The following is a 25,373-nucleotide window of genomic DNA, read 5'->3' on the forward strand; positions in this document are numbered from 1 at the left end:
GTTTAAAGGGAAACATCCATGACGACGCCAAGTGCTCACCGATTTCCCTTGCCATGGATCCGGTTTCCTATCATCTGCATCGCAGCGCTAGGTCTGGTTTGCCCCATCTGTTGTGCCCAGGATCTCTCGGGCCAACCGGTGCGGGAAACTCTCGCATCCCAAGCGAATACGAAGTACATGCCGTTCGCGCACGCACATAACGATTATTTGCACCGAAGACCGCTTCGGGATGCGTTGGAGAGTGGATTTGCATCCGTCGAGGCGGATGTGTTTTTGGTCGATGGGGATTTGTGTGTTGCGCATACGGCGGCGGAAATCGATCGCGCGAAGACCTTGCGAAACCTTTACTTGGAGCCTTTGCGTCAGATTGTCGAAGGGAACGGCGGACGGGTGCGTGCTGGAGTCTCGCAGCCGCTGGTGTTGTTGGTCGATATCAAGTCCGATGGCAGGAAGACTTTTGCGGAGCTGCATCGGCAATTGCTCGCGTATCGTTCGATGTTGTTCGCACGCGGGCCGGACGGAGAGAATCCTAAGGGGGCGGTCCAAGTGATCGTGAGTGGCAATCGTCCATTCGAGGACATAGAAAGTGCGAATCCTCGGCTGGCCACTATCGATGGTCGCCTCTCGGATTTAGGTCACCTGAGGTCATGCGACCTCTATCCTGTGCTCAGCGATAATTGGAACTTGCACTTTCGATGGCGAGGTGTCGGAGAGATCGGCCAAGAGGATTTAGAAAAGCTTCGAACGCTCGTGAAGTCGGTACATGCCGAGGGGAAGAAGCTTCGATTCTGGGCTATTCCAGATCGGGAGGAGGTATGGCGTCTGCTACAGCGCGAGCAAGTCGATTTCATCAATACGGATCGACTCAAAGACCTGCAAATGGTCTTGGGCGCGAACGATTCGCCCCGCGAGTGAACGTTAACCTCTTCGCGGAGCAATGAATATCGAGCGGAAACGAATTCCTGCCCTACGCTTGGATATGCATTCGTTTGCAGGCTTCGGCGCACTCGCGGCAAACGCTCGCGCACTTTTTCATCATCGGGTCGGCCGCGAGTTTCTCACACTCGATCGAGCATGCCAAGCAGGCTTGGACGCACGCATCGCGAACGATCGACAGGAATGCACCATGGCGACCGACAACTCGGCTTGCCATCGCACAGATATCGGCGCAATCCAAGCAGGCTGCGGCGCATGCGGCATGCTCTTTCTTTCCAGCCGCGACGTTCATGGTGCAGTGCGAGTAGCAACTGCTGCATTCGACAGAGCAAGCGGCAATTTTCTGGGCAATGGCTGCCATGGCGTGGTGTGGAGCCGCATCTCCCGCAGGGACTTTAGGTTCTTGGGCTGTGGAGAAGCCACCTAAGAGAGCGCCCGCCATCGAGGTTGCGCCTAAACCCAATATAAGTTCGCGTCGGACCATCATAATACTCCTGCTGTGAATGACGAACTTTGATATGGTCGCCAGCTAGCTGCGGCGACGATCGCGGCAGGAGTGGCGAGCATGACCTAGAAGAAGCAGGGCAAGTTGCGCGCCAAGCACCGAGTCCGATTCGCAAGTCCTGTTTCAAGCGACGATTGTCGGAAGCACTGGCTCTCGATGCTCCTTCATCGACCAACCTGTCTCCCCATCGACCGGCGGTGCGAGTGTTGGCGACGTTTGTGTGGATGTTTGACAATTCGTGGTGGTTCTGGTCCGCCGATTGCGATGTCCAAGGAGACACGAGGGACGAATGGCGGCTTGTCCTAGCCATCGAACCGGATCGTGTTGTATCGGGAACAGGAATTCGAGCGAAAGCTATTTAAAGGAAAGAGAGCAGATCATGGGAATGGGTAAGAAGTCGATATTTGCGGCCCTCTGGGTTTTGGGGATACCGTTGCCGTTGTTGGTGATCGTCTACTTTCTCACCTCGGGGGGGTGCAACTGACCCGGTTGGTTGTGATAGGTGGCTTCTGGAAGTATGATGGCAGGTTCTTCCTCTCGGCATTCACGAATCTGTTCGTCAACTCCCTTCTCAGCGCTGCGCATGTTGACCAAGCAACCTTCACTCGGACATTGGGCGGTAATTCTTTTGAACGCCATGATCCTATCGGGCTCTACAGTTTCCTATGACTCTAGAGCTCGATGCGATGGTGCCGAGCCGATGTCCTTGGAAGGGTTATTCCAGCTAGAGCGGGTCGCGGATCCGCAGTTGAGCCCGGACGGATCGAAGGTTGTCTATCAAGTGACAAAGATCCTCGATGCGTCGAAGAATCAAAAGGCGACTCAGCTTTGGTTGGCCAATGCGGATGGTTCCGGGAGCAGACAGTTAACGACTTCGGGCAAATCCGATACGCACCCTCGTTGGTCGCCCGATGGCACCAAGATCCTTTTTGAATCGACCCGAGATGGGTCTTCTCAGATCTACGTTCTCGATCTCGCTGCGGGAGGCGAGCCGAGGAAAGTGACCCAGATTGCGACGGGTGCCAGCAATGGGATCTGGTCGCCGGACGGAGGCCGCATCGCATTCCTCTCGACCGTGCGACCGGAGTGGAGCGCTCTTCCCTTTGCGGAGTCGGATGCCAAGAACAAAGATACGGACGAGGCTGCTAGCAACTCTTTAGTGAAAGCGAAGACCTTCACGAAGTTGTTCTATCGCCACTGGGATTCATACGTCGAGGACAAAAGGAATCATTTGTTCGTCATCCAAGCCGATGGCACGGATTGTCGGGATGTGACGCCGGGAGATCGGGACGCTTACCCGACGAGTTCGACGTTCAGTGCGGGGGACGAATTCACATTCTCTCCAGATGGAAACTATCTTCTGTTCACGGCCGTACCGGCAAAGGGAGAGTCGTGGAGTACGAATCATGACATTTGTCGTGTATCGATACAGAACAAGGAGCAAGAGTGGCAACCGATTACCTCCGGTCCAGCTGCCGAGAGCTTGATCCAGTTCAGTCCTGACGGAAAGTGGGCTGCTTATCGGGCTCAATCCAAGCCCGGATATGAAGCGGATCGCTGGCAATTGATCGTATGCGAATGCAATCCAGATGGCACCTTTCGCGGGACGCCTACTTCCTGGACCGAGAGTCTGGACAGCCCGGTGAACGATTTTCGATGGCTCGACAGCGCGAGAATTCTATTCACTTCGGATAAGAACGCATCGAGTGTTCTTTTTCTAGCAAGTGCAAGTAAGCAGCCTGAACCAGTCGCTGCACCTTTTGAGGGTGGTCGGATGGGCCAGTTGACGGGTCTTTCGCTTCGAGGGGATCGTTATGCTTTGGCTCGTGCGACGATGAACGAACCTGCCGCTTTGTACACGGGTAGTTTGGCGGGGGGCGTCGCGTTGTCCATCACGGCGCACAATCGAGAGTTGCTTGCAAAGTGGGAGCGTCCCGTGCCGGAAAGCATGCAGGTTCCGGTGGAGGGGGATGTGCAGATGCAGATGTGGATCTTGAAGCCACCTAGCTTTGATCCCGCCAAGAAATGGCCTGTTGTTTACTTGATCCATGGCGGGCCACAGGGGGCTTGGGAAGACGGCTGGAGTTTTCGTTGGTGCCCCCAGATTTGGGCAGCTCAAGGCTATGTCGTGGCCATGCCGAATCCGCGAGGGTCGACCAGTTTTGGCCAGAAGTTCTGCGACGAGATCAGTGGCGATTGGGGTGGCAAGTGCTACCGAGATCTGGTGGCGGGGTTAAAGCAGATCCAGTCGCTCGATTATGTCGACGCGGGCAGGATTGCATCGGCTGGAGCCAGTTTCGGTGGCTACATGCAGAATTGGTTTGCGGTCAATGAGATCTCGAAGGAGTTCCGCTGTTTGATCACCCACTGCAGCGTCTACAATTTCGAGAGTATGTGGGGGACGACCGACGAGTTATGGTTTGATGAGTATGAGCATGGTGGCATGCCATGGGAGAAGCAGGAAAAGTACCGCGAGTTCAGCCCCCATCGCTTGGCAGGCAATCTCACCAAATACAAAACTCCGATGCTGGTGATCCACAATGATCTCGATTTTCGTTGCCCGATAGGGCAGGGGCATGAGCTCTTTCAGGCATTGCAACGATTGGGAGTCGAGAGTCGGTTCGTCAATTTTCCTGACGAAGGGCATTGGGTGAACAAGACAGCGAACAGCCTTCATTGGCACCGCGAGATCTTTGGTTGGTTGCAAAAGTATTGCCCGCCGGGCGCGAAGTGATCCGCTTCGTCTTTCCTAACGAGTAGCCATTAGAAAGAAGCTATGAGCGAATCGAACGCGCGAGGCCTCGCCTTGCATTGGCGCATCCTGATCGGTCTTGCGGTAGGGGCCATAGCGGGGCTGGTATGCAAGCAATGGCTAGGGGATCATCCAGGACTCAAATGGTTTAGTGAGAACATTGCCAACACCGTTGGGCAAGTCTTTCTGCGACTCATTTTCATGGTGGTGATACCACTCGTCTTTTGTGCTCTGACGCTTGGAGTGGCAGAGATCGGCGATGTTCGAAAGCTGGGTCGACTGGGGCTGATGACGTTCCTGATGACTCTTCTTTTTTCCGGCGCCTCGGTGGTTATCGGATTGGGGTTAGCGAACACGCTCAAGCCAGGTACCAGTTTGAGCGATGAAAGCAGGGAGAGGCTCAAGGAGCAGTTTACGAGCGATGCGGATGACAAGATCAAGAAGGCAGGTAGTTCTAAGGGAATTATCGCGACGCTTCTCGAGATCATTCCACGCAATCCGCTCCAAGAAGCTGTCGGTGCTTTAGACGGATCGTCGCCTGGGAGCGGCCTGCTCGGCGTGATGTTTTTCTCGCTGTGTATGGGGGTTGCGCTGACAACGATTGGGGACAAGGCGAAGCCGGTCCTCGCCGTGTTGGAGGGGTTCTATGAAGCGATCATGGCGATCATACGCACGGCCATGTCGCTCGCGCCCTACGGGGTTGCGGGGCTGGTCTTTTACGCTACGACGCTGCTGGGCTTCGATATCATTCGGTTGTTGGCGGGATATGTGGTCGCGGTCATACTCGGGCTCAGCATCCACATGTTTGTCGTTTATTCGATTGCCATTTGGGTGATCGCGAAGCGGAACCCGCTAACCTTTTTTCGAGATATCCTCGAAGTGCTCGTGACGGCGTTTGGGACATCGAGTTCGAGCGCCACGTTGCCCACTTCGATACGGGTGGTAGATGAGAATCTCAAACTGAATCGAAAAATATCGCACTTTGTCTTGACGATCGGCTCGACAGCGAACCAGAACGGGACCGCGTTATACGAGGGGATTACAGTCTTATTCCTCGCGCAAGTCTTTGGTGTGGAGTTATCCCTGAGCCAACAGATTATCGTCGTGTTGCTATCGATGTTGGCTGGCATTGGGACGGCAGGTGTGCCAGGGGGATCGCTCCCGCTGGTCGTACTGGTGCTTCAGTCGGTGGGTGTCCCTCCTGAAGGAATCGCGATCATTATGGGGGTCGATCGTTTGCTCGACATGTCCCGAACCACAGTCAACGTTTGTGGGGATGTCGCGGTTGCGGTATGTGTCGATGCGATTGAGGGGAAGCGGATGGAATCGCATTCGGACGCAATCACGGCAAGTTGATCGGCAAGGGCAGGTATTCGCTCGCTTCCCGAATTTCGATCTCGATAGGTTCTTCGTTTTCGAGGCTCCAAGCACCGGATGTGAGACTTCCTTTGTTGTAAATCTCGATTCGATTCGCATTGGACTGGGTGGCGCGGAGTCTAGCTTCTCCTTGGAAATGAAAGGAGTGCGTTGCGCTCTTCTGCGTGTCGTCGTATTTATGCCGCACCTTGGTAGGGAGGGCATCGGGTGCCGCGACAAACTGCACTTTGGTTTGATGGATATCGTTTCCTTCCAATTCCTTGCTTTCTTTCACCGTGACGGAATCGATCGTGCGGGAGGACTCAGTAGGCTGCAGGGTGCATTGAACTCGGTATCCGGGAATGGAGGGAACGGGCACGCCTGAGGCAAACTTGCTGGGATTGCTCAGTAGCTCTGGGATTGGAATGGAAAGAAGGGGGGTGGCTGGTTCGTCCGAAAACCAGATCTTGATACTGGCCTGGGTGGCGCGATCGGGCCAATTTCCTGCTCGGCAGTCGACGAGTGGAACCGGAACTCCGCTCTTCCAGTGCTTATCGAAGAAGACATAAGGTTTCCCAATGTTTTGTTTCGACTCGGTCTGTGCTTGGATTTCGATCCAAAGTTCGCGGGGTCTGCGAGTGTAGTGGCTATTGGGATTTTGGATGGAGATGGGGAAAAGAACCGAGTTGGCTTCAACGGTGGGACGATGGACTCGAGCAATTCGACGTTCTTGGGAATTGGCTTTGCGCAGTACCCCTAACTTCGGCGAGCCGACGGAATAGGGCTCCGATCGTATTTCGAGTCCGTCTTCCCTCAAGCTCAGTTCGATCGATTCCCCACCCTCTAGAACCATTTCCTTTTTGATCGTCTGGAAGGAAAGCTCGACTCGTTCGGTGCCGCGTGAGCCGAGTTCGATCTGTACGGGAGAATTGAGTTTGCTAACGGTTTCGTTCCGTCGCGCGTCGAGTTGAATGTCCGAGCTATTGGAGGAGTTCGAGATCCGATATTCCCCTTTCGAGAGTTGTTCCATCAAGGCTCGGAGCAGCGCGGTACGGTTGCCGACATCGTAGTATTGGCCGCCGGTGACATCGGCGATTCGATTGAGGTTTTGCCAAGCTTGGCTATCCTGGGTGCGATCGATTCCGACCCCGAGAACAAAGGTAGGAACTTTTCGTTGTTCCCAAGCCCGCAGCACATCCTCGAGCGTTGTATCGGCCTCCCGATCACCTCCCGGGGTACGAAGTGCATTGAATTGGAAATTGTCGCCATCGGTAATCAAGACGACGCACTTTGCGGTCGAGTTGGAGTCGGCGTCGAAGTCCGAATAGGCTTCGATCACCGATTGGTAGACCGGAGACTGGCCCCAGGGAACGACGCTGCCCAATAGATCGGCGAGTTCGGAAATGGATTGCGGCTGAAAACGGCCGAGCGGCATCACATTCTCGACATCTCGACTTGGTGTTAAGCCATCTGGGATCGCTCCGATGTAATTCGGCTGAAGCAGCAGACGGGTGGAGCCGGTGGCACCCGATTTTGAATCGCTGATGGGCCTGGACCATCCCATTCGATGTCCGAACAAACGGACACCGACGCGGGCATCCGGAAACCCTGCTAGTTGGTCGAGCAGTTGCAAAATGCCGGCTTTGGCGGCGTCCAGTTTCGATTGAACTCTCGCATCGACCGCTTCGAGAGGAATCATTCCACCCATGCTGGACGAACAATCAAGCACGAAAACGATCGAGGGTTGTTTTGGCTTGTCACCAAACAAGACGATTTCAGAACGTCGTTCAGGAACCCACTCGTCCTCTACGACATGGAAGCGATCGATGCTGAGATCTTTCGTGAATTCATGACCTCGAAATGCGGCCACGAATTCGCTTCGTGCGCCAGACGACGAGTCGAGGGGAGTGTTGAGTACGGACGAGATGGATTCATCGCCGCTAGGAAGTTTGAGTTCTCGTTCGAGCGAGATCAAGTCGCCAGCAGATGTGCGTTGAAAGAGACCCACGGAACCTGAGGGTAGCTCTGGATTCCACTGGCCTCCGTCGGGCAATCCAATGCGACTGGTACGGAGTGATATCGATAACGGGTCCGACTCTTCGTCGCCTGTTTTCATATCGAGTATCAAAGCTTGACGATAGGAGCCCACCCGCACATCTAATTGCCGTTGAATCGAAGCGGACAACTCGTCGAGGTCTGCAGAGTTCGCCGGTAACTTCGCTAGATTAGAAAGAAGCTGTTCGACAGCGACTTTGAAAAAGGGAGCGGCATCTCCCTCGACGGACTTCGTTGCATAGAAATCTTCGAGCGACCGCTGCGCGTACCAGCTCAGTAGATCTTTGATGGCGATATTGCGAAACAGAGCAAATCCGTGGGCATCGGTTCTTCGTGAGGACCAAGGCGCGAGAATGCGTTCCACATAGTCGGCATACACGGCAGTGGCCCAAGACGCGTTGGTGTCTTGCAAGGGAAGATCGATACCGGCATTCCGACACCACGCCGCAACGCGGTTAGGAGTGAAGGCAGGGAAGGCATTGAACAAATTGCGCAATTGGCGATTGCCCTTTTCGATTCGATCCGCCATTTCCGATGGCTCCCCAGCGCCGGCTGTAGCATCTGCAGGATCGGGTTCGAGCAAGGGATAGGTGCTCTGTATGTAGGTCAAGAAGGGATGCTCGCCCCAGGCTTCCCAATGAGGGCGCCAGCCGGAGGGGTTTTGCGACGTCTGGAGCATGGAGGCGTCGGCGTTCACGCCAGGAATCGCATTCTTTCGCCAATTGGATTTCAAACTCTCGACCAAATGATTTCGATTGGATTCATGGTTCGATTCGAGAATCTCTGCTTCCAAAGCACGAAGTCGATCTCGCACTTCCTTGTCGCTAATCAGAATCTGAAGCTCCGTTCCCACTTCAGCAAGGAGCGCTGCGCCTCGGTCTCGATTTTGCAGGGCGAGTTGAGCGTCGAGAGTCCACTGTGTCTGAAGGAATAACCAGTCTTGAAGAATCAGATCCGCTGCATCGCGAATTCGTTCCATTCGAGCGGAGTCCCCTTCGCCCTCAAGCGAAAGAAGCTGAGTGAAATCCTTGGTAGCATCCAACAATTGGAGAAAGCGATCGATCCCAGCTCGTTTTCGATTCGAGAGACGTGAGGAGGAGATCGCTGCGGTTCCCGGCAAGACCAGTTCACCGGAAAGATCCAGCTCGGATCCGGCAGGTGAAGCGAGCGCTTCGTCGCGAAGGGAATGCTCGGCGTCGAGCCACGCAAGTATATGAGGAGATGTGACTAGAAATAGATCTCGAGTTCGGATCGCTTGATTCGCAAGAGATGCAATGGCTGTCGGATTGGCTTGGAGATCCGTCAGCGCGCTCTGGAGTGCCTGCGTCTTGGAGTCCAGGAGATCGGTTTGACCCGATAACGCTGTGTCCTCCAAGGAGCGTCGAAGACGGTCCAACGTCTCTAAATCGGGTCTCTGAATGCGAGTGACCCGCACGTCCCCTGCGCTGACGAATCGCTCCATCTCGTTATGGAGGACCGCGATTTGCTCGATCCGCTCGCGTGTTGCGGACGGAGCTGCCAGCGCGAATCGTTTGAGCAAATTCACGAAATTGACTTCATTCCAAATGCTCCCGCTCGGAGCGATCTGCGCGGACTTTCCAAACAGCTCGGTATCGATGAGGTTCCCGTCGGCGATCAGTCCGGGCAGTTCGCTTTGTAGCCGATCTTGGGACGGCCCATCGATTTCACCAAACATCCCTTTGAGTGCGAGAGAGGGCCAAGGTCCGAAACGAGGTATCGGGGCAGTGGTATTTGCAAGAATCTGCTCTCGTTCGAAGATACTTCGTGCCTTGGGCCCTTTGGAGCGTTCAACATATCTTTCGAGAGAGCGACTGACCTGCGAGAGCAAGGTCCGCTTCAGCGAATCGCTAAAAGCCATACCAGAGCGATTTGCCTCTTCTAAGCGAAGCAGCCCTACTTCCATTTCGGTCCAGCGACTCGGGTTATCCAAGTACAGTTGTTGATCGCGAAGCAGGTGATACATCTCCCACAATCGACTTCGTTCATCGAGTGAGACCGCGGGGCTGGGCAAGTTGGAAGTGATGATCGAGTCCAACAGTTTGGTCTTTTCGTCAGCCAAGCTCGCACGGGCCACAGCGGTCGATCCCGAGGCTTGGCTCACCAGTAGCGGGGTCTGTTCTTCTCGACGAAATTCCTTGGACCAATCCTGTACACGGGTGGAAACAAACTTTGCCAGTTCCTGGACCGTAACGACTCCGTCTCCCGGTCGGTTCAAGACATCGGTCCGGTTGATGGCTTCGTAGACATCGGCCCCGCCCGACAAACCCAATCGGAATTCGCGTCCGAAAAGCGATCCATTCAAATCCGCCGATGCGATGATGTCTTGGCCATCTTTCGCGGCGAGAAGAACGGTTAGATTGGATTCCTTTCGCTCATTCATCCACTCCGATACACGGAGAGTGAAGGTTTGAGTGAGCACGCCGGTATGCCAATTCGGTTTCAGATCGATCGGATCGATGACGAGCAAACAGTGCACGCCCGTGGGCATCGCGGAAACCAGAATGTCCGCGATCTCTTCTACCCCGATCCAGCTGGCCGGATCGAGCGGATCTCCTTCGGTGGGGATCAAGCATGGTTTGCTCTCATCGTTCACCACACCCTGCATAGCCAGATAGATCACGCAATTCCCAGAACGAGCCGCTTGTTTGGAGAAGCTCGCCACTCGCCGTTCGAGATCTGCCAACGCCGCGGGTTTGGTCGTCCATTCGCGGCTCGCGTTGATCCAATGGATGGTTTTTCCATTCAACTTTTGGAGCTCGGAGAAATCTTCCGACCGCCAAGCGGGGAGTTTGATCGGCCACGCGTATTGGCCAGCGCAGACAGCGAGGACGGGTGTTTTGACCGGAGCGTAGGTCAGCAGATAGACCAGCCATCCGGTGAGAACCACGCCCACCACGACTCCCAGGAGAGGCAAACTGTTTCGTTGACCTTGGACCTTGCCCTTAGAAGTAGGGCTCTCGGTGGACTCCAATTGCCAACGATGTTTCTTTTCGTCAATGACAACGGGAGCGTCACCCTTCCAGTTTCGTTCACGGCTACCATTGGTTGTCATGTTGCGATCACTCAATCAACGCATGGATGTGTTGGGCACCAAAGGCTGCTGCAACCTCCGGAATGGATTAGATGGTAGTCTAGCGGACTGGTTCGATCGAACGTTTTGAAGCCATTTGAACTGGATTGCTATCGTGAGCGGTCCCCTCTTCCAAGACGGTCCACACCGAGCTCGCGGCGCGGAGTTGCGCCAACAAGTTCTGCTCAGCTTGGCGTTTGCGCTCCGCGAGGATTTGCTGCTGAATCTCAGCGGCGCAGTCTGCCAAGGAACGGACTTCTGAGGGAGCGCGTTCCAGCACTCTCAAGACAAACAGTCGTCCATCGTCTTCGATGATGGGACTGACCTGACCCACCGGCAGTGACTCCAAACACTTGGCCAGTGCCACCGAATCCACGGAGCTCGTGGGCATCCAAGGATAAGAGTTCGTGTCGAATTGGTGTTTCTGCAGAGTCATGCCGGGATTGGCTTCATAGCCCTCGGCACGTCTTCGAAGTGTTTCCGCGAGACGGATTGCATTTGCCTTCGTTCCGCACTCGCTCACGTAGACCACCAACTCCTCCCACCTCACTCGGCTCGGTCGGGAGAATCTAGGGCGATGCACCTCGTAGTATGCGGCAATCTCGGAGGCGGAAATGTAGCTTTCCGTCGGCGATCTTTTTTCAAACCAAGCTCGCATTTCATCCGGTGAAACCGCGTTTGCTGAACTACCTCCGGCCAAGCGCACCTCGCTTCGAACTTGTTGCTCGATCATTTTCCAGTTCACGGCCTTCTCCACCGCGCGTCGCAACCGGGATTCTTCATCGCGGGGCGAGTCGGTGAGAAGAGAGCGATCCCCATCGCTTTCGAGCAAGCTGGCGATTTGGCTCCTCGTAATGGATTCGCCATTGACCACTGCGAGGACGCCCTTGTCGGGGCTTCCGTTATTGCCGTGATCCGTCGTGGTCTGGAACGACACCTTTTGAATTCCGTCGAAAAGATCCGATTCCTTCCTCGCTGCAATCGCTTCTCCGTCCAAAGGGGCTACGGCAGGGGTCGGGCCTTCTTTCGGTGCATCTTCTTGTTCTAAAGGTTTTGTCGAGCAGCAAGCGAGGGCCAATCGCGCGTGGCGTCGGATTCGGGCGGAGGGTTCTTTCTCGCAGCGAGTGAGTTCCTCGAGCTTCTTGCGGACGCTGGCACTGCAGCAGGAGGGAGAGCTGCAATATCGGCAACCGCATTCCGGTTTGCATTGGAGTGCTCGAACTGCTTCGTAGCGAACCGATTCGGTGCAATCTCCCAATCCTTCCAGAAGAGCCTCTTCCACTTTCTCGTAGCATCCCCCACATCCGAGAGTGGCCAAATATCGAATGGCCATGATCTTTTGTTGGGCGCTGTCCTCTTCCTTCTTAATCTCTGCCGCTGCTTGCACCGCAGGTGGGGCTTCAGGGCCCATATTTTCAGGGGCTGTCAGAGGTAGGACAGGGGGTTGCGGTTGGAGCCCCGGAAAACGCCCGGTCAGGTCGAGCGAAGATAACAATCGGCTCCCCAACCTCTGGAGGCCACCCCCGATGCCTTGTGCGGCGGCGTCTAATCCCAAGAACTTCGGAAGGGTCGTATCGCAAGCTGGGCTGGAGGGTTGGATCGCGACAATCGTCGTGCTTCCAGCGTTCGCGCTGGTGGGAGGCGGGGCGGTAGGAGCGGGTTTAGGAACCGAGGCGCAGCCTACCAGGGGGGCAAAGAGGAGCCATCCGAACCAATACCACCCTCTGGGAAGGCTCAAAGCCATTCGACCATGGAGAAAATCGGGTGCGATCACGTTGGGAGCCCGTCTTGCAATCAGACAAATTGGAAAAAGCGATCCATACGTAATGCTTCTTCGACTTTCTCGGTGGAATAACTTGAAACTTCTAAATTGCAGGAGGGCACGAACAAGTTATTTTAGCTGGATCTCCTTCCGCAGCGGTGTGGCGGGTTCCCCTTTGACCGTCAGGCTCTCTTCGAATCGCCTTGGACGATTCTTAATGACCGCTGTTGCTGAAAGTTTGTACTTCCCTGGCAAAACACCTTGAAGGCGAAACAGCCCGAGCGCATCGACGGAAGTGCTAGCGATCACCTCACCGCTTTCTTTGGATAAGGTCACCACGGCATTGGAAACAGATCGCTCCGCGTAGGTCACCAGTCCGACGATTTCGCGAGGGCGCGTAGCAATCATCTTTTGCCATTCGTCCTCTCCGACCAGCTCAATGGTTCGCCTCTCGATCTCGCTCACATTTCCTGCGCGATCTGTTGCGGCAACTATGAGCGTAGACATGCCGGTGGGGGCTTCGGAGGTGGGCACCGTGATTCGCCATGTTTGGTCTTCTTGACGCACTCCCAGTACCGGTGCTTGGATTTCAGACCACTTCAAAACACCTCGCGTGTCGATCGCGGCTTGCACTCCTGCTACTCCACTCAACGAGGCATCGTCGGCGGAAACGCGAAGGTCGAGGTCCGTGCCCTTGGGGAGACGCATGCTGGGTTTTATTTCGATACCTTGGATCGATGGCTTATCCCCGTCGATCACAACAGGAATCGGTGTACTCCACACGGATTGACCGCCGCTTTGGAGTCTTGCCAGCAAATTGATCTTCCGGTTCACGGGGGTGGGAGGGGGGAGATTTAACCGGAAGTCGGTTACCTTGGGTTGAATCTTGGTTCCTTGAATGCCGTAACGGGAGGCTTGGATCGTCAGGTCGCGATCGGAACGAATCACGAGTGGTGTCTCATCTTCAAATTCGCGATCTTGGTCTTCATCCCATCCGATTTCGAGACGGTCGCCATCATTGAGAAAAGAGTCCGCCCATGCGTCGACGAGGACTTGGACATCCGGCAGCGTTTGTCCAGGCAAGAGCGCCGAGTTGGGAAGTACGTTTTCGATTTGAATGCGAGGTCGATCGTTGCGTACCGGGGCGCTGGAGAAGGTTCTCCAACAGGGAATGCTAGCTACGAAGGCTCTTGGGTACTCTTCGACATCGAGTTCGACGTTCAGCATTCGCAGAGTTGTAATGGGTACTTTGCAGTACAAACGAAGGGGCGTGTCGGGCAGTAGGGTTCCCGAAAGCTTCATTTCGGTACCCTTAGGAAGGTTCTCGCGAACGCGACCGGCCACGGGAACTCCGGCGGCTGGGAGGAGAGATGGATCTCGGCAAGTGAGCACCAATTCGGCTGTTTCCGAGATACTGTCATAGCTGCAACGCGCATCGATATAGCTTCTCGGGTGTCGAGTTCGCATCGTGATCCATCGCCAACCGGTTCGTCCGGTTTCTTGGTTCTGGAATTCGGCAATCACTCCATACGAGACGGTGTCCATCGGTTCGGGAGCTGCTCCGTCGCCCGCTGCGGTTTTGCTAGTCAATTCCGTCGAGGTAGCGCCCGGAGCGTTCGGGGCGGAAGGTGGCGCAGATTTGGGAGAAAACCAAGCGGTGGATTCAGCGCTGGTGAGTTCGACTGCGTTGCATTCCTGCCAGAGTTTCAACTCAGGGAGCTTGGTCTTGAGTGTCGCGCTCGCTTCATTGGAGAGCTCTCCGGTTGGCAACAATACCGAGATGGGACTTTGAGGAATCCAAAGCCGAACGTCGTATTTACCAGCTCCCACTTCCGAGGCTCGCAGGCCGAATCTCGCCGATGCGGTGCGATTGGGGAATAGATCGATATCGATGCCTGAGGAGGACGGACGCCATGCCCCTCCCTGGATTTCCGCCATCAATCGAACATCGCTCGACGAGGGTAAGCGAACGCGGGTTTCCAAACGGGTGTACTGCGAGCGAGTGACCACTTTCCAAAGGACTTTCTGGCTCCCATCCGGTCTTTCGCTTCGCGAGATTCGGAATGAAATGTCTTTGGTGCTGTTGGGTGGAATAGCGATCGTGGGTTCCACGGTGGCTGCGACGGGATCGATGGGATAGAGGAGTCCATTCGTCAACTGTTGCATGCTGTTTCGGACAGCTTGCGCATCGCGACGATCGCTGGTGGGAGGTGAGGTCGCGAGAAGCGCGGCGAGGCGTTCCTCCAAGCTCTTCTTCTCCTTTTGCAATCGATCTTGGAGATCGGGGAGAAAGTAAAGTGGTTCACCCTGAAGCGGTTCGATGGCGATGGACTGAGCATCCAGATCAGCTAGAAGCCAGACTTCCTGCACCGAAGGACTTCGATTTCTCAATCGCAGGGAGACGATCTGTTCGCGACTCGATTCCAATGAGATTTGAGGTGGGGCTTGTGCGACCACGTCATTGGGTGCGAAGGGGGAGTCCTGCGAGGTCGGCAGGATGGTCGCCAACCTTTCTCGCAGTTGAGTATCGGCCGTCCAATAGAAGTTATATTCCTCTTCCGTCGCATCTTTCAAAGCCTGGCGAAAGCATGCGCGGCGAACACGCATCAACTGGGCAGCTTCCTGCCTCGCGATCGATTCGAACAGCAAGCGAGGGTTTAATGCATCGGGCGAATCCACTCGCACTTGCCGAACTGCGTTTTCCTGCCGGCGCAATGTCTCAAGAGTCGATTCTTGATCCCACTGAGTAGGGTCAACACGAAATGTCGCTCGCCAGTTCTGCAACTCATTCCAAAAAGGGGCCCGCTCGGAACCTCGCCCGTCGGTATTGAAAAAGGGAATCGCTTCCAACACCGATTTGACGGGGGCAGGTGATTGGATCCATTGTAGCCATCGTTGAAAGAGGCGATCGCGTTCTGGGCCGCTGTAGTAGGACCACTCTAGCAGCTCATGGATCAGCCAGTAATCCGAGACTTTGGGTTCGGAGTCCACGCCGTCGAGTCGACTGGCTTCTTGAACCCAGATGTCTTGCAAGACTCCCAGCTGTTCTTCGAGAGCGACCGTCGTTCGTTGAATGCTTTCGAGCGAGCTGGACTCAAGGCTTATCAATTGTTCCGTGAGTTCGCGATGCAAAGGAAGGGTTCGGGCGAGTGTGGACTCGATCGCAACATCGAAATCCGTGCGTTGAACGGGCGAAGCAAGTCGTTCATTCCAACCGTTCCATTCGTAATGGACGCGATACCAAAGTCTTTTTGCCAATTGGACTTGTTGGACCTGCTGCTCGGCGTTGACCAAATCCCTTTCCACATTGTCAAAGCTTTCCCTCGCACGGGTTTCCCAGTCATTCGGAACCAGGTCCGTGCATAACCTCGTCGCCCGCAACCACTCTTGGAACGCGGACTGCAGTTTTGCACTCAACTCGCGATTGCTGCTCGCCGGTTCGGAAAGCAAGTGATCGAGCTTGCGAAAGAGTCTCAACGCTCGTCGGGTGAGTTCCCAAGGAGCTTGCTGGTCGACCGTCAATCTCCTCGCATAGAAGCAATCGGCGAGCAAACTTTGTTCGAACGGAGCTGGAGTTTCTAATAGCTTGGTCAGCGCCTCCGCGTTGGGGGCGATCAACGCATCATCAAAGGACCGAGTCCATTCGGTGACTGCGGGCGCCATCTCCGTGCCTCGCGAGGCGATGGCGAGCCACGTCAAAGAGACGGGGGGGATCTCGTCGGACATCGGTGCAGGGAGTTGTTTTTGCCAAGCCTCTAAAGGGCCTTCGAGCTTGACGGACTTGTCGGTGGCCAACTGGTGGATGGCGACGATGAGAGCGACCAGTTCTGCACGGGATATCGAGGTATCGGGGGAGCCCCCCAGTCGCAGTTTGCTCTCCATGTTGCGAAGTTTGCTAATCGTGTAGGCCCATGCGACGGGGATCGATTCCCATGGCCGAAAGGGACTTGCATGATTCTGTTCGACGTAGGAGCAATACTGTCGCGCCAGTTGGAGCAATTGCACGGAGTCGTTGATCGCAGCGGCGAGGGATCGGAGATCGGGACCATTTGGGAGTTGGAGATCGGCGGGAGGCGTCGAGCTGTCGGTTTTGTCGGTAGCGGCGGGATCTTCGGCGAGATCGGGGCGGAGACCGATCGAGACTTTGATGGGGTCGGCGACAAAAGAGGGGAGTAGATCGATGTTATCGGAAATTTCGTCGGCGATGCGTCCTGAGACCCGTTCCGACTTCTCTGCTGCAAGTTTGGAAAGCCATCCTTGCGCTTTTTTATTTTCTTCCTTGAGCACCTCCGCTTCAGGGGGAGGTTCGGTTGGGGAAGCCGACTGCTCTACCGTTTGTTGCATCTCGAGCAATCGTTGCTTCCAAGTTGATTCAGGGACGCTGGCCACGGTCCAATCGTTGAAGGCCTCCAGTCTCCGACGATCTCCTAAAAAGAGTGGAGTTTGGGCGACTTCACCTTGCGATTCGGATTGGACGATCTCAGCGGTCGTGCGTTCGACGAAGCGAAAGAATTCTTGGAAGGATACTTTCTTGTCCTCGCCGATCGAGCCGTCGCCTGCGAGTGCGCGGGAGCACGCGACGAGGAATGCGGGAACGCGATGGGTTACCGACAGATGGCTGCGCTCGGTAGCTGAATGGGATGCGATCACCCAGAGTTTTGCATAATTGGGTTGTTTCAGCAGCTCATGCAGATTGTCGAGAATCGAGGGTGGTCCCGACGTTGGAGGAGCTTGGAGAGATTCGAAATCGACGAGGACCAGAACGCGCTGGACGGGTAGCTGAGCGAGCTTGCTAAAGATGTCTTCAAACAGCACGGCGCTGGCATCGGCGTTTCCGGGTATCAGGTCGGAGGAGTGGAGTGACGCGCGTCCGTTGACGATCGATGCTTTGCCGCTGAGGTAGATGATCGGTAAATCGGAGGTTCGCCAGTTTTCCTGGAGAAGGTTGTCGATGGAAGCCAGAGCCTCGGGGGGGGAGGACCATTCTCGAAATTGCGAGGACGCCTCTGCTTCGTCGAAGTACCCGTCGCTGGAGAGAAAGCGAATGGCAGCATCTCGAAAAAAGGGAACAGGCTCAACCCATGGAGACCGATAGTCCCCGGCAGAAAAGAAATAGAGTCGAACGTTTGGGTGATAGAACGGCGCGAAAAGGAGGTAGGCAAAGAAGCAGAGTACCGCTGTCAGCACGAACGAGAACAGGGCTCGTCGCAAGACGATCGACTGGAGTTCGCGAAACGAACCCTCGTTCTGAGGTCGCCAGGATTCGCGAAGCGTCGCAGGTCGGATAGTTCGATTTGGCATCTCTATTCCTGCGTTCTTGCGCCCGGGATAAGGTAGTTTGTGGGGGGCATGCTTTCCATCCAGGTCTGAAGAACGAGATGGGATGCGGTGGGGTGATGCCGACGCGCCAATTGCTCGACCGCGATCGCAACGAGCCGGCTAGTCAAACGTGGATCGGGGGGAATCGGTTCTCCCTCCGCAGGACCGAGGGATCCTCCGCTCCATCCGATTGCCGCCGCCAGGGCCGCGACGGGGCCCGCCCACTTCAGTTTCTTCGCTAGTTCCAAGGCCGCGACCCGATCGGCGTCGTTTGGTTGCTCCATCCAATTGCGGCAGTGAGTCCAAGCATCCCGTTCGGCCGGCTTTTGGGGTGATTCAAGATGAGTCCCGATCAATGCACCGGCCCATGCGATCAGTTCGTGTCGATCGCAGTGGAAGCCTTTCCATCGCAGGGAATCGCTGTACCGATTGGCACTGACTAGCTTGCGTTCAATGGCATCGCCTTGGGAGCCATCCGACACGAGTTCGGAGGGGTCCTCTTCGATTTCGAGGTAAGTCACCCTCTCCGCCCAATGCGCTACATCGAATTCAGCGCGCGCCGTCTGGGTATCGACCATTCCCATTCCCGGCATGGGTACCGAAGCACCTTCGATCGCGAAGAGGAACTCGGATCGACCGATGCTGAGCCTGTCGCGATCATGCAAAAGGTGCTCGCAGGGATTGGCTAATGGACTGCCGTTGAGCAGCGGGCTGCTCGACGCGGATCGGACGACCAAGACTCCTGCGTGGGGTTCGCAGCGAATGACGAATGGTGAGTCGTCCATACGATCATCTTCCGGGATGGCAAAGTCATTCCAATCCGAGCGTCCAACGCTCGCCAGCTGACCGCTGCGCAGAACAAATCGCTGCCCCGTAGAAGGACCTGAAGTGACGGTGATGGCAATTCGCATCTGAAAAACGCCCTCGCGTGATTAGTTGATGTTGATCACTCCACCCTTCAAGTCGAGCGTTGCCGATGCCTCGACTTTTCCGGTTGTCGAAGTCATCTCGGCCGAAAGTCCCGCTTCGATTTTGATATTGGTGGATTTGAGGGTGATGCTCGATCCATCGATGACAATACTACTACCTCCGACCTGCAAAGTGATTTTTTGCCCAGCGTCGATGGTGCAGGTGCCTGATGGAATGGAGATAGATTGGTTACCAGCCGAGATAGTGAGCGAATCGTTTCCTTGTTCGATCTTCGTGGTGCGATCGCCGGTTTTGATAGTCTCCTTTTGGTCCTTCCAGATCTCGATCGTTTGGCTGCCGTCGCTCGATTCTTGTGTCCCCACGTGGATGGTTTGGTTGTTGAAGACGTCGACGGTCTGATCGCCTTTATCCTTTTTGATAAATCCAACTTTGAGGCTATCGTTGTTTTCGACGACCCGTTCGAAGTCCTTTTCGGCGTGGAAGTAGACGAGTTCTTCGTCTTTCTTGTCGACGAATCGCAACTCGTTATACGTCTCTGCGGTGCCGGAGGGGGTCGACCTGGTCTTGATACCGCTCGTCGCCGCTTGATCGGGAAGTGCATATGGGACGACTTGGTCGGTGTTGTAGACACGACCGGTGATAAGGGGACGATCGGGGTCACCTTCCAAAAACTCCACGACGACTTCTTGACCGATTCGCGGAATGAACATGGCTCCCCAGGATTTGCCTGACCAGATTTGCGCGACGCGAATCCAGCAGGAGCTGTTTTCATTGGAAGTCCCTTCGCGATCCCAAGGGAATTGAACCTTGACTCGTCCGAGATTATCGGTCCATATTTCCTCTCCGTTCTTTCCAACAACCTTGGCGGTCTGGGGGCCCGCGATAATCGGCCTAGGAGTGGTGACCGGCGTTCGGAACTGTTGGGTCTTTTTGATTGCAACGAACTCCACGATCGATTCGTTATCGGAGTCCTGTCGGGCTTGGTCGATCTCTCCCGAAGTGATGGTGGTTCGAGACGAGATGATCAGATAAAGCTCATTCTCGGAATTCGATGGATGTTCGGATAATTGGAAGACGTATCCCGGTCTTAGTCTCCAAGACTTTGCAACACCTTGGATTTGCGCGAACTGGCTACCATGCAATTCCGACAGGACTCGCACGTAGTTAGTGCCATCCGCTGTTTCGGAGTAGAGTCCGGGGTAGTCGAAATGTTCGAAGCTCGAATGGGGGTGTGATTGCTCCCCGTTGAGTCGGACTTCCAGATTGACGTTCGGCTTGATGTAGTCAAAATCCCTATAAACAAACTTGCCCGGTTGAATTACCAGGCGATGTTTCCACACGTAAATATGCTCGTCGGCCGCTTCCGCATTGTTGGGCGGTCGAAATGGAATTGTGGGGGTGCCGCTGATTTTGGCGTGGGATGAAACGTTGTCGACCAAAATCATCTTGTGGTCGGATTGCGAGTGATCGAAGTAATAGTAGATCCCTTCCTGCTCCATCAATCGGCTCGCGAACTGAAAGTCCGATTCTCGATATTGCACGCAGTAATCTCGGACCTTGTACGTCTTCGTGAGTTTGGATTGGTAATCGGTCAACCCATTCTTGGTTCGAAAAACATATTCAATGATTTTCGATGGATCCAATTGCTGGTGGATCCGGCAATCGCTCGTGTGAGTTAAGAGCCAGAACCAAGGCTTCAATTCGAATTTGTACAAGAAATAACTACCGATCTCGCCGACCAGTTCAAAGTGCGAGATGATTCCGTGAAAGAATCGTGATTCTCCCCAGTTCGCTACTTCGATCGCAACCGATTTGCCGATCGTCAGATAGGGGCTGATGTCGGATTTGGTCGAAAGGACTTCGACCTGGATGGAGAACAGCCGCCCCAAGTGTTCTTCTGCAACCAGTTTTCGGAAGATCGTCGACTCGTCAAAAACACCGTGAATCTTGTTGATGCGTTGGGCGTTGACTCCGCTCGACATTTCGAACTACCTTTCAAGCAATCACTGCAATATCGAACAGGAAAAGATCTCGGTGGTGTGGGCATCGCTCCGGATCGCTCGAGAACATTCAGTGCCCAACTCCGTACTGTACCCAAACCAGTCACTCGCACTGTACCCAAACCAATCAACTATCGCGACTCTTCGAACCTTTTCCGCCCCGCATGGTACTGATGTTCGAAGCCACTTCTTTCATCTCGCGTCTCCGGTTCTTGGCGACTTGATAATGTCGCTGGAGACGGGCGTGTTTCGCTCGCAAGTTGAGATGGAGGTTTTTCAAGAAGGAAAGCCCGGGAACTTCTTTTAGTTCATTGAGGATGCTATCGAGTAATTCGAACATGCGATTCTTCCGCTTCCCTAAGAGACGACTCCTGGTCAAAGCGATGGTTGTATGCGAACCTGAGCTACCCAGTGCGGCTCGGCTCCCACTATACTATCGTCGATTTCGAGCTGCAACTTCGTTGCAGTCAAAGGAAATAACGAAACCCATCAGGAAAATGCAATCATCGGAAGACGAAGCCCGGGAACCGGATCTCTCGCTGATTGGGATCAACCCCAGGGAAGTATTCGAGCTAGGGGCGCGGGCGGCCCAGTCGGGTGACTGGAACACAGCGGTGCAATGCTATCGTCGTGTTACCCAGCTCGCTCCGCAGGTGGAGGCGGGGCATTTCAATCTGGGAAACGCTCTTTTTGAACTGGCTCGATTCCGTGAGGCGGCGGACGCGTACCGTGCAGCGCTGGCATTATCCGATGACCCTGCCAGCTGGAACAATCTTGGCAACGCGTTGAGCGAACTGCAGGAGTCCGAAGATGCCGCAGCCGCCTACGTTCGAGCTCTTCGGAGCAGCAGCATTCCTCCTGAGCTGGCGTCGCAATGTTTCTTCCATTTAGGACGTGTCCAGCTGGCACTCGCTCGCTATTCGGACGCCGCAGATTCGTTTTGCCGGTCTTGGGAGAAAGCCCCCGGCAATCCTCGTCCCGTGGAGCGTGGTCTCCGAACATTGGGACTCCTTCGCGAATGGGATCGCGGGGTGCGTTTGGGAGAGGAGGCTCTCGCGCATGATCGTTGTAAAATCGATGCTTGTTTTGGGCTCAGCGCTCTCTGGGAGGAGCGGGATCGCTGGGATTTAGCATTGTCGTACTTGGTGCAAGCGGTCGACTGGTTTCCGGAAGACCCGCGCACCTTTTCGAGGTTGGCTCAGCATCACGCACGGCGAGGTCGTGTGTCGGAAGCTACCGCCTGCATCCATCGTGCGGCCACGCTTCGAGAACCGTCTGCAGAATTATTTAGCCACTGGATTCAGATGCTCCAGCTCTCTTCGGTGCATCATCCGAACAAAGTGCGAGATGAAGCGAAGAATTGGCGAGTTGCGAAGTCTGGGCCTACGCGATCGAGCGTCCCCCCGTTTGGCAGAGCGCATCCCACGCGTTCCGAAACCAAAAACGGGGAGGACGAAGTAGTCTCCTCGAGTCCCCAAACAACTCGAGGTCGGCGCATTGCTGTTTTGGTTCATGAAGAGGCGTTGGAAGCCATTGTATTTCAGCTTTTGCCCTATCTGAAGCAACGCGACCGATCCCTTCACTCGATCCATATCTATTGGTGCTCCCTCGACGAGCATCCGATTCAGAAGGAGCTACAACCGCTCGTCGATCAGTGGTCGATGTCCCACCAATGGACCGACGCATCGATCGCAGGGCGCATGGAGGCAGAGAGGTCCGATATCTTGGTCGACATGATCGGGCATGGTCCTTCCACGAGGCTGGGAGTGGGCAAGCTTCAGCCCGCAAAGGTAAATGTTTTTTGGAACTACTCGCAACAGACGAGCGGTCAGCCCGATTTTGCCTTTCGCCTTTTGCATCATTCCGACCCCGCCGCGTTCCGGCATGAAGCAACGGAATCCGCCGTCGTCGTGAATTATCCAGCGATGACGGAATCGGATCTGCCCCCGGAGGAATTCGACCCTGCTTTGGATGAAACGTCGAAGATACTTCCGCTCCGATTTGGGTTTTGCGGCGCGATGAAATGGATGACTCACGAGTCCCTCGATTTTTGGGCCTCCCTCCTCGCTGCGTTTCCCGATTCCTCGCTAACCCTACTATCGTCGGAGTTAAGAAGCCAAGGAACGGATGGGGAGATTCGCGACGGATTCGCGCGTCGAGGTATTCTCGAGTCGAGAATCTGCGTAGATTCCGATTACGATCCAAGTTCCTTTGCGTCGATTGCAAAATGGTGTCAAGGGCTGGACGTTTTTGTAACGAGCCTGCCTGTCGCTTCGATGCCGAGCCCGCTGGCAGCCCTTTCCACGGGATGCTCGGTAGCGGGTTTGCTCGGGGATTCTGCTCCCCGAAGTGGGCTCGCACCGTTGCAGTCGCTCTTACCCGAGTCCGTGGTTCTGGGCTCCACCGTTCCAGAGTGTATCGACGCGCTTCGGGGGAAGCTCGAGCAACTCCGAGTCTACCGACAGCAGCGAGTCGAGCGACGACACGCGTTTCTGCGTTCGCCACTTGCGAAGGGGGACGTTTATGCTCGCTCGATCGACGATGCTTGGTTGGAAGTCATCGATCGATTCTCGCGAGTGAATGCCTGACGAAGGGCCACAACCATCAGGAAATAAATTGAGCACGAAGAACATTCAAAAGCTTTTCGCTTCCATCACGCACCAGAGCATTTGCCTTTACATGGAGAAGACTGGCTGGTCTTCCATGCAACGTGGGGATCGGCTCGATTTTCAGAAACAACTGGAGAATTCGGAGACGCCTCAAACCCTCTACATTACCGCTCGAGAGGATCATCCCAAGTTTCGGAGCTTGGTACCGAATTTGATATTCAGCCTTTCGGTCTTGGAGGAACGCGAGGCTTACAGCGTCGCGGAGAGTATCCATCGCGTTGTGCAGGAAATGCGTCGTCCAGACGGAACTCCCTCTTCGGGATCGGTTGCGAGCGTTTCGGCCGAACCTACCTCACCCACCCGTAGCGATCGCGAGCGATCGAGGTGGATTCGGATTCGAAACGGTACCTCTTCGTCGATCGAGGTTGCTTGGGGAGAGCAACGCAATTCAGCACGGTTACCTGGGGGGGAAACGTTGTTGGTGGACCCGTCCGACTTCGAGCTGGGGTTCGAGGTTCAAGGCGATGTGAGGATTTTCGGCGCACCCAAGAGAGAGGGGCTTCGAATACGTCCACTTCTCGATTTGCCAGGCCGCAGGATTTCGAGCCCGAAGCTCGTCGAGCAGCAGATCCTTCGTATCCTGCACAGTCAGCGTGATACGACCGATTCGGCGTTGCCTGAGTCATTTGATGCTCCGCAGAACGAATGGCTCGGTTTGGTGCATCGATTCTTTTTCGCCAACGGCGTGCATGATTCGGGGAAAGTCGCGTTGCCGACACGGGAAGCGACGGGGCAGCTCTTGCGGTCTTTGTCCATGTTGCTGGCAGATCTTTCCGAACGCTTGGATTCTACCGAGGGTCATTGGAAGGGAGAGCATTCTAGTTCACTTTTCGAAATCAGCCGCTGGCTTTTGGCGATGTGGGGAATTACATTCACCGCTGATCCTGATGCACCGTTTCAGCTTTGCACTGCATTGCTCTCGGACCGCGGTACCACTCCCATCCAAACGCTTGAATGGCTGGAGGCGAACTGTGAATCGATCGCCGGTGTAGACATAGACACGTCCCTACCCTAGTTGCTTTCCTATTTCCGTTTACGGAGTTACCAAGTGGTCGAGTTTTGTAAACGAGTCACCGAATCGTCGCTGTTCAACAGATCGATCCTTGGGCTGATCGTTTTGTCTGGTATTCTCGTCGGCGTGGAAACCTATCCAGCTTTTGGAGAGGGGACTCGATGGGGGGAGCTACTGCAGTGGATCCAGTCCGTAATTCTTCTGGTGTTTGTGATCGAAATCGCGATGAAAATCATCGCTTGTGGTAGCAAGCCTCAGAAGTTTTTCGCGGAACCTTGGAACTTATTCGATCTCGCCATCATTCTGATCTGTCTGCTACCCTTTAATTTGCAGTCGGCAGCAGTGGTTCGCATGGCTCGTATATTGCGGGCTCTTCGCATGATTACCATCCTGCCGAGGTTGCGATTGCTGGTTAGCGCTCTGCTCCGTTCGATCCCTTCGCTGGGGTATATTGGCGTTCTTCTCGGTCTTCACTTCTATATTTATTCGGTCATTGGGACCATCGCGTTTGGAAAGAACGATCCCATTCGATTTGGGTCGCTTCATGCAACCGCATCCACGTTGTTTCAAGTCCTCACGTTGGAAGGTTGGAATGACGTGCGCGACACGCAAGTCATGGGGAGCGATGTGACGTACGATGAAAGTTGGAAAGAGATCACTTCGTCGAATCGTATATCGCAGCCGATGCCATTGTCCGCTACGTTCTATTTCATGTCTTTTATTCTTCTCGGAACGATGATCATGCTCAATCTCTTTACGGGAGTGATCATTAGTAGTATGGAGGAGGCCCAATCGGAAGTCGCCGACCATGGGGACCGAGAAACGCAGCTGGCAGAGAAAGGTTTTTTAACCTTGCATGATGAGCTGGCTATTATCAACGATCAGCTTCACAAAATCGCTGCTCAGGTCGCGAAGCTTCAAAATCCGCCGTCGGAAACAGACCGTTTGTCTTGAGTGGCTTCGCGGTCCCACCGACGGGCGCGATC

General features: G+C 55.0%; 15 protein-coding genes. 7 read left to right on the plus strand and 8 right to left on the minus strand.

Annotated features, from left to right (window positions below; genetic code table 11):
* Nucleotides 1–18 precede the first annotated feature (18 nt).
* A complete protein-coding gene (locus tag VN12_RS14415; RefSeq protein WP_146677482.1) occupies nt 19–915 on the plus strand; it encodes a phosphatidylinositol-specific phospholipase C/glycerophosphodiester phosphodiesterase family protein in 897 nt (298 codons plus the stop codon).
* A 52-nt stretch (nt 916–967) separates the two neighbouring features.
* Here VN12_RS14415 and VN12_RS14420 read toward each other — a convergent pair whose 3' ends face one another.
* Nucleotides 968–1,423 (minus strand): four-helix bundle copper-binding protein, encoded by a 456-nt coding sequence (locus VN12_RS14420; protein ID WP_146677483.1) that lies wholly within the window; start codon nt 1,421–1,423, stop codon nt 968–970.
* Nucleotides 1,424–1,449: 26 nt separating this feature from the next.
* On the opposite strand from VN12_RS14420, the gene VN12_RS14425 reads away from it, so the two are divergent.
* A complete protein-coding gene (locus VN12_RS14425) occupies nt 1,450–1,803 on the plus strand; it encodes a hypothetical protein (RefSeq protein ID WP_146677484.1) in 354 nt (117 codons plus the stop codon).
* A gap of 91 nt (nt 1,804–1,894) precedes the next feature.
* Here the strand turns inward: VN12_RS14425 and VN12_RS25850 are convergent, their stop codons facing one another.
* Nucleotides 1,895–2,080, minus strand: a complete 186-nt coding sequence (locus tag VN12_RS25850; RefSeq protein WP_168164098.1) for a hypothetical protein — start codon at nt 2,078–2,080, stop codon at nt 1,895–1,897.
* 61 nt (nt 2,081–2,141) lie between these two features.
* Here VN12_RS25850 and VN12_RS14430 point away from each other — a divergent pair, with 61 nt between their 5' ends.
* Nucleotides 2,142–4,175 carry a S9 family peptidase gene (locus VN12_RS14430; protein WP_205855049.1) on the plus strand — a complete coding sequence of 678 codons (2,034 nt, stop codon included), beginning with the start codon at nt 2,142–2,144 and terminating at the stop codon, nt 4,173–4,175.
* 42 nt (nt 4,176–4,217) lie between these two features.
* Nucleotides 4,218–5,549 carry a dicarboxylate/amino acid:cation symporter gene (locus VN12_RS14435; protein ID WP_146677485.1) on the plus strand — a complete coding sequence of 444 codons (1,332 nt, stop codon included), beginning with the start codon at nt 4,218–4,220 and terminating at the stop codon, nt 5,547–5,549.
* Here the strand turns inward: VN12_RS14435 and VN12_RS14440 are convergent.
* The 6 genes from VN12_RS14440 to VN12_RS14465 all read right to left on the minus strand — a co-directional run bounded on the left by VN12_RS14440 (nt 5,536) and on the right by VN12_RS14465 (nt 21,046).
* Nucleotides 5,536–10,677, minus strand: coding sequence for a vWA domain-containing protein (locus VN12_RS14440; RefSeq protein ID WP_146677486.1), 5,142 nt, complete (start codon nt 10,675–10,677; stop codon nt 5,536–5,538). The two genes, VN12_RS14435 and VN12_RS14440, sit on opposite strands and share 14 nt — an antisense overlap.
* 79 nt (nt 10,678–10,756) lie before the next feature.
* The gene (locus VN12_RS14445) at nt 10,757–12,469 is read right to left on the minus strand and encodes a peptidylprolyl isomerase (protein ID WP_146677487.1); all 1,713 of its coding nucleotides are present in this window, start codon (nt 12,467–12,469) and stop codon (nt 10,757–10,759) included.
* Nucleotides 12,470–12,586: 117 nt separating this feature from the next.
* A complete protein-coding gene (locus VN12_RS14450; RefSeq protein ID WP_146677488.1) occupies nt 12,587–17,758 on the minus strand; it encodes a carboxypeptidase regulatory-like domain-containing protein in 5,172 nt (1,723 codons plus the stop codon).
* Between the two features lie 2 nt (nt 17,759–17,760).
* The gene (locus tag VN12_RS14455; protein ID WP_146677489.1) at nt 17,761–18,687 is read right to left on the minus strand and encodes an FHA domain-containing protein; all 927 of its coding nucleotides are present in this window, start codon (nt 18,685–18,687) and stop codon (nt 17,761–17,763) included.
* 21 nt (nt 18,688–18,708) lie between these two features.
* Entirely contained in the window at nt 18,709–20,688 is a 1,980-nt protein-coding gene (locus VN12_RS14460; RefSeq protein ID WP_146677490.1) for a type VI secretion system Vgr family protein, read from the minus strand.
* Nucleotides 20,689–20,833: 145 nt separating this feature from the next.
* Nucleotides 20,834–21,046: a hypothetical protein gene (locus VN12_RS14465; RefSeq protein ID WP_146677491.1), complete on the minus strand. Its 213-nt coding sequence runs from the start codon at nt 21,044–21,046 to the stop codon at nt 20,834–20,836.
* Nucleotides 21,047–21,203: 157 nt separating this feature from the next.
* Here VN12_RS14465 and VN12_RS14470 point away from each other — a divergent pair, with 157 nt between their 5' ends.
* The 3 genes from VN12_RS14470 to VN12_RS14480 are packed head-to-tail and all read left to right on the plus strand — an operon-like array spanning nt 21,204 to nt 25,341.
* Entirely contained in the window at nt 21,204–23,294 is a 2,091-nt protein-coding gene (locus VN12_RS14470) for a tetratricopeptide repeat protein (protein ID WP_168164416.1), read from the plus strand.
* 28 nt (nt 23,295–23,322) lie between these two features.
* The gene (locus VN12_RS14475; RefSeq protein ID WP_146677493.1) at nt 23,323–24,390 is read left to right on the plus strand and encodes a hypothetical protein; all 1,068 of its coding nucleotides are present in this window, start codon (nt 23,323–23,325) and stop codon (nt 24,388–24,390) included.
* 33 nt (nt 24,391–24,423) lie between these two features.
* Nucleotides 24,424–25,341 carry an ion transporter gene (locus tag VN12_RS14480; protein ID WP_168164417.1) on the plus strand — a complete coding sequence of 306 codons (918 nt, stop codon included), beginning with the start codon at nt 24,424–24,426 and terminating at the stop codon, nt 25,339–25,341.
* Nucleotides 25,342–25,373 lie beyond the last annotated feature (32 nt).

The organism is Pirellula sp. SH-Sr6A, assembly GCF_001610875.1.
Classification (GTDB): domain Bacteria; phylum Planctomycetota; class Planctomycetia; order Pirellulales; family Pirellulaceae; genus JBKCUI01.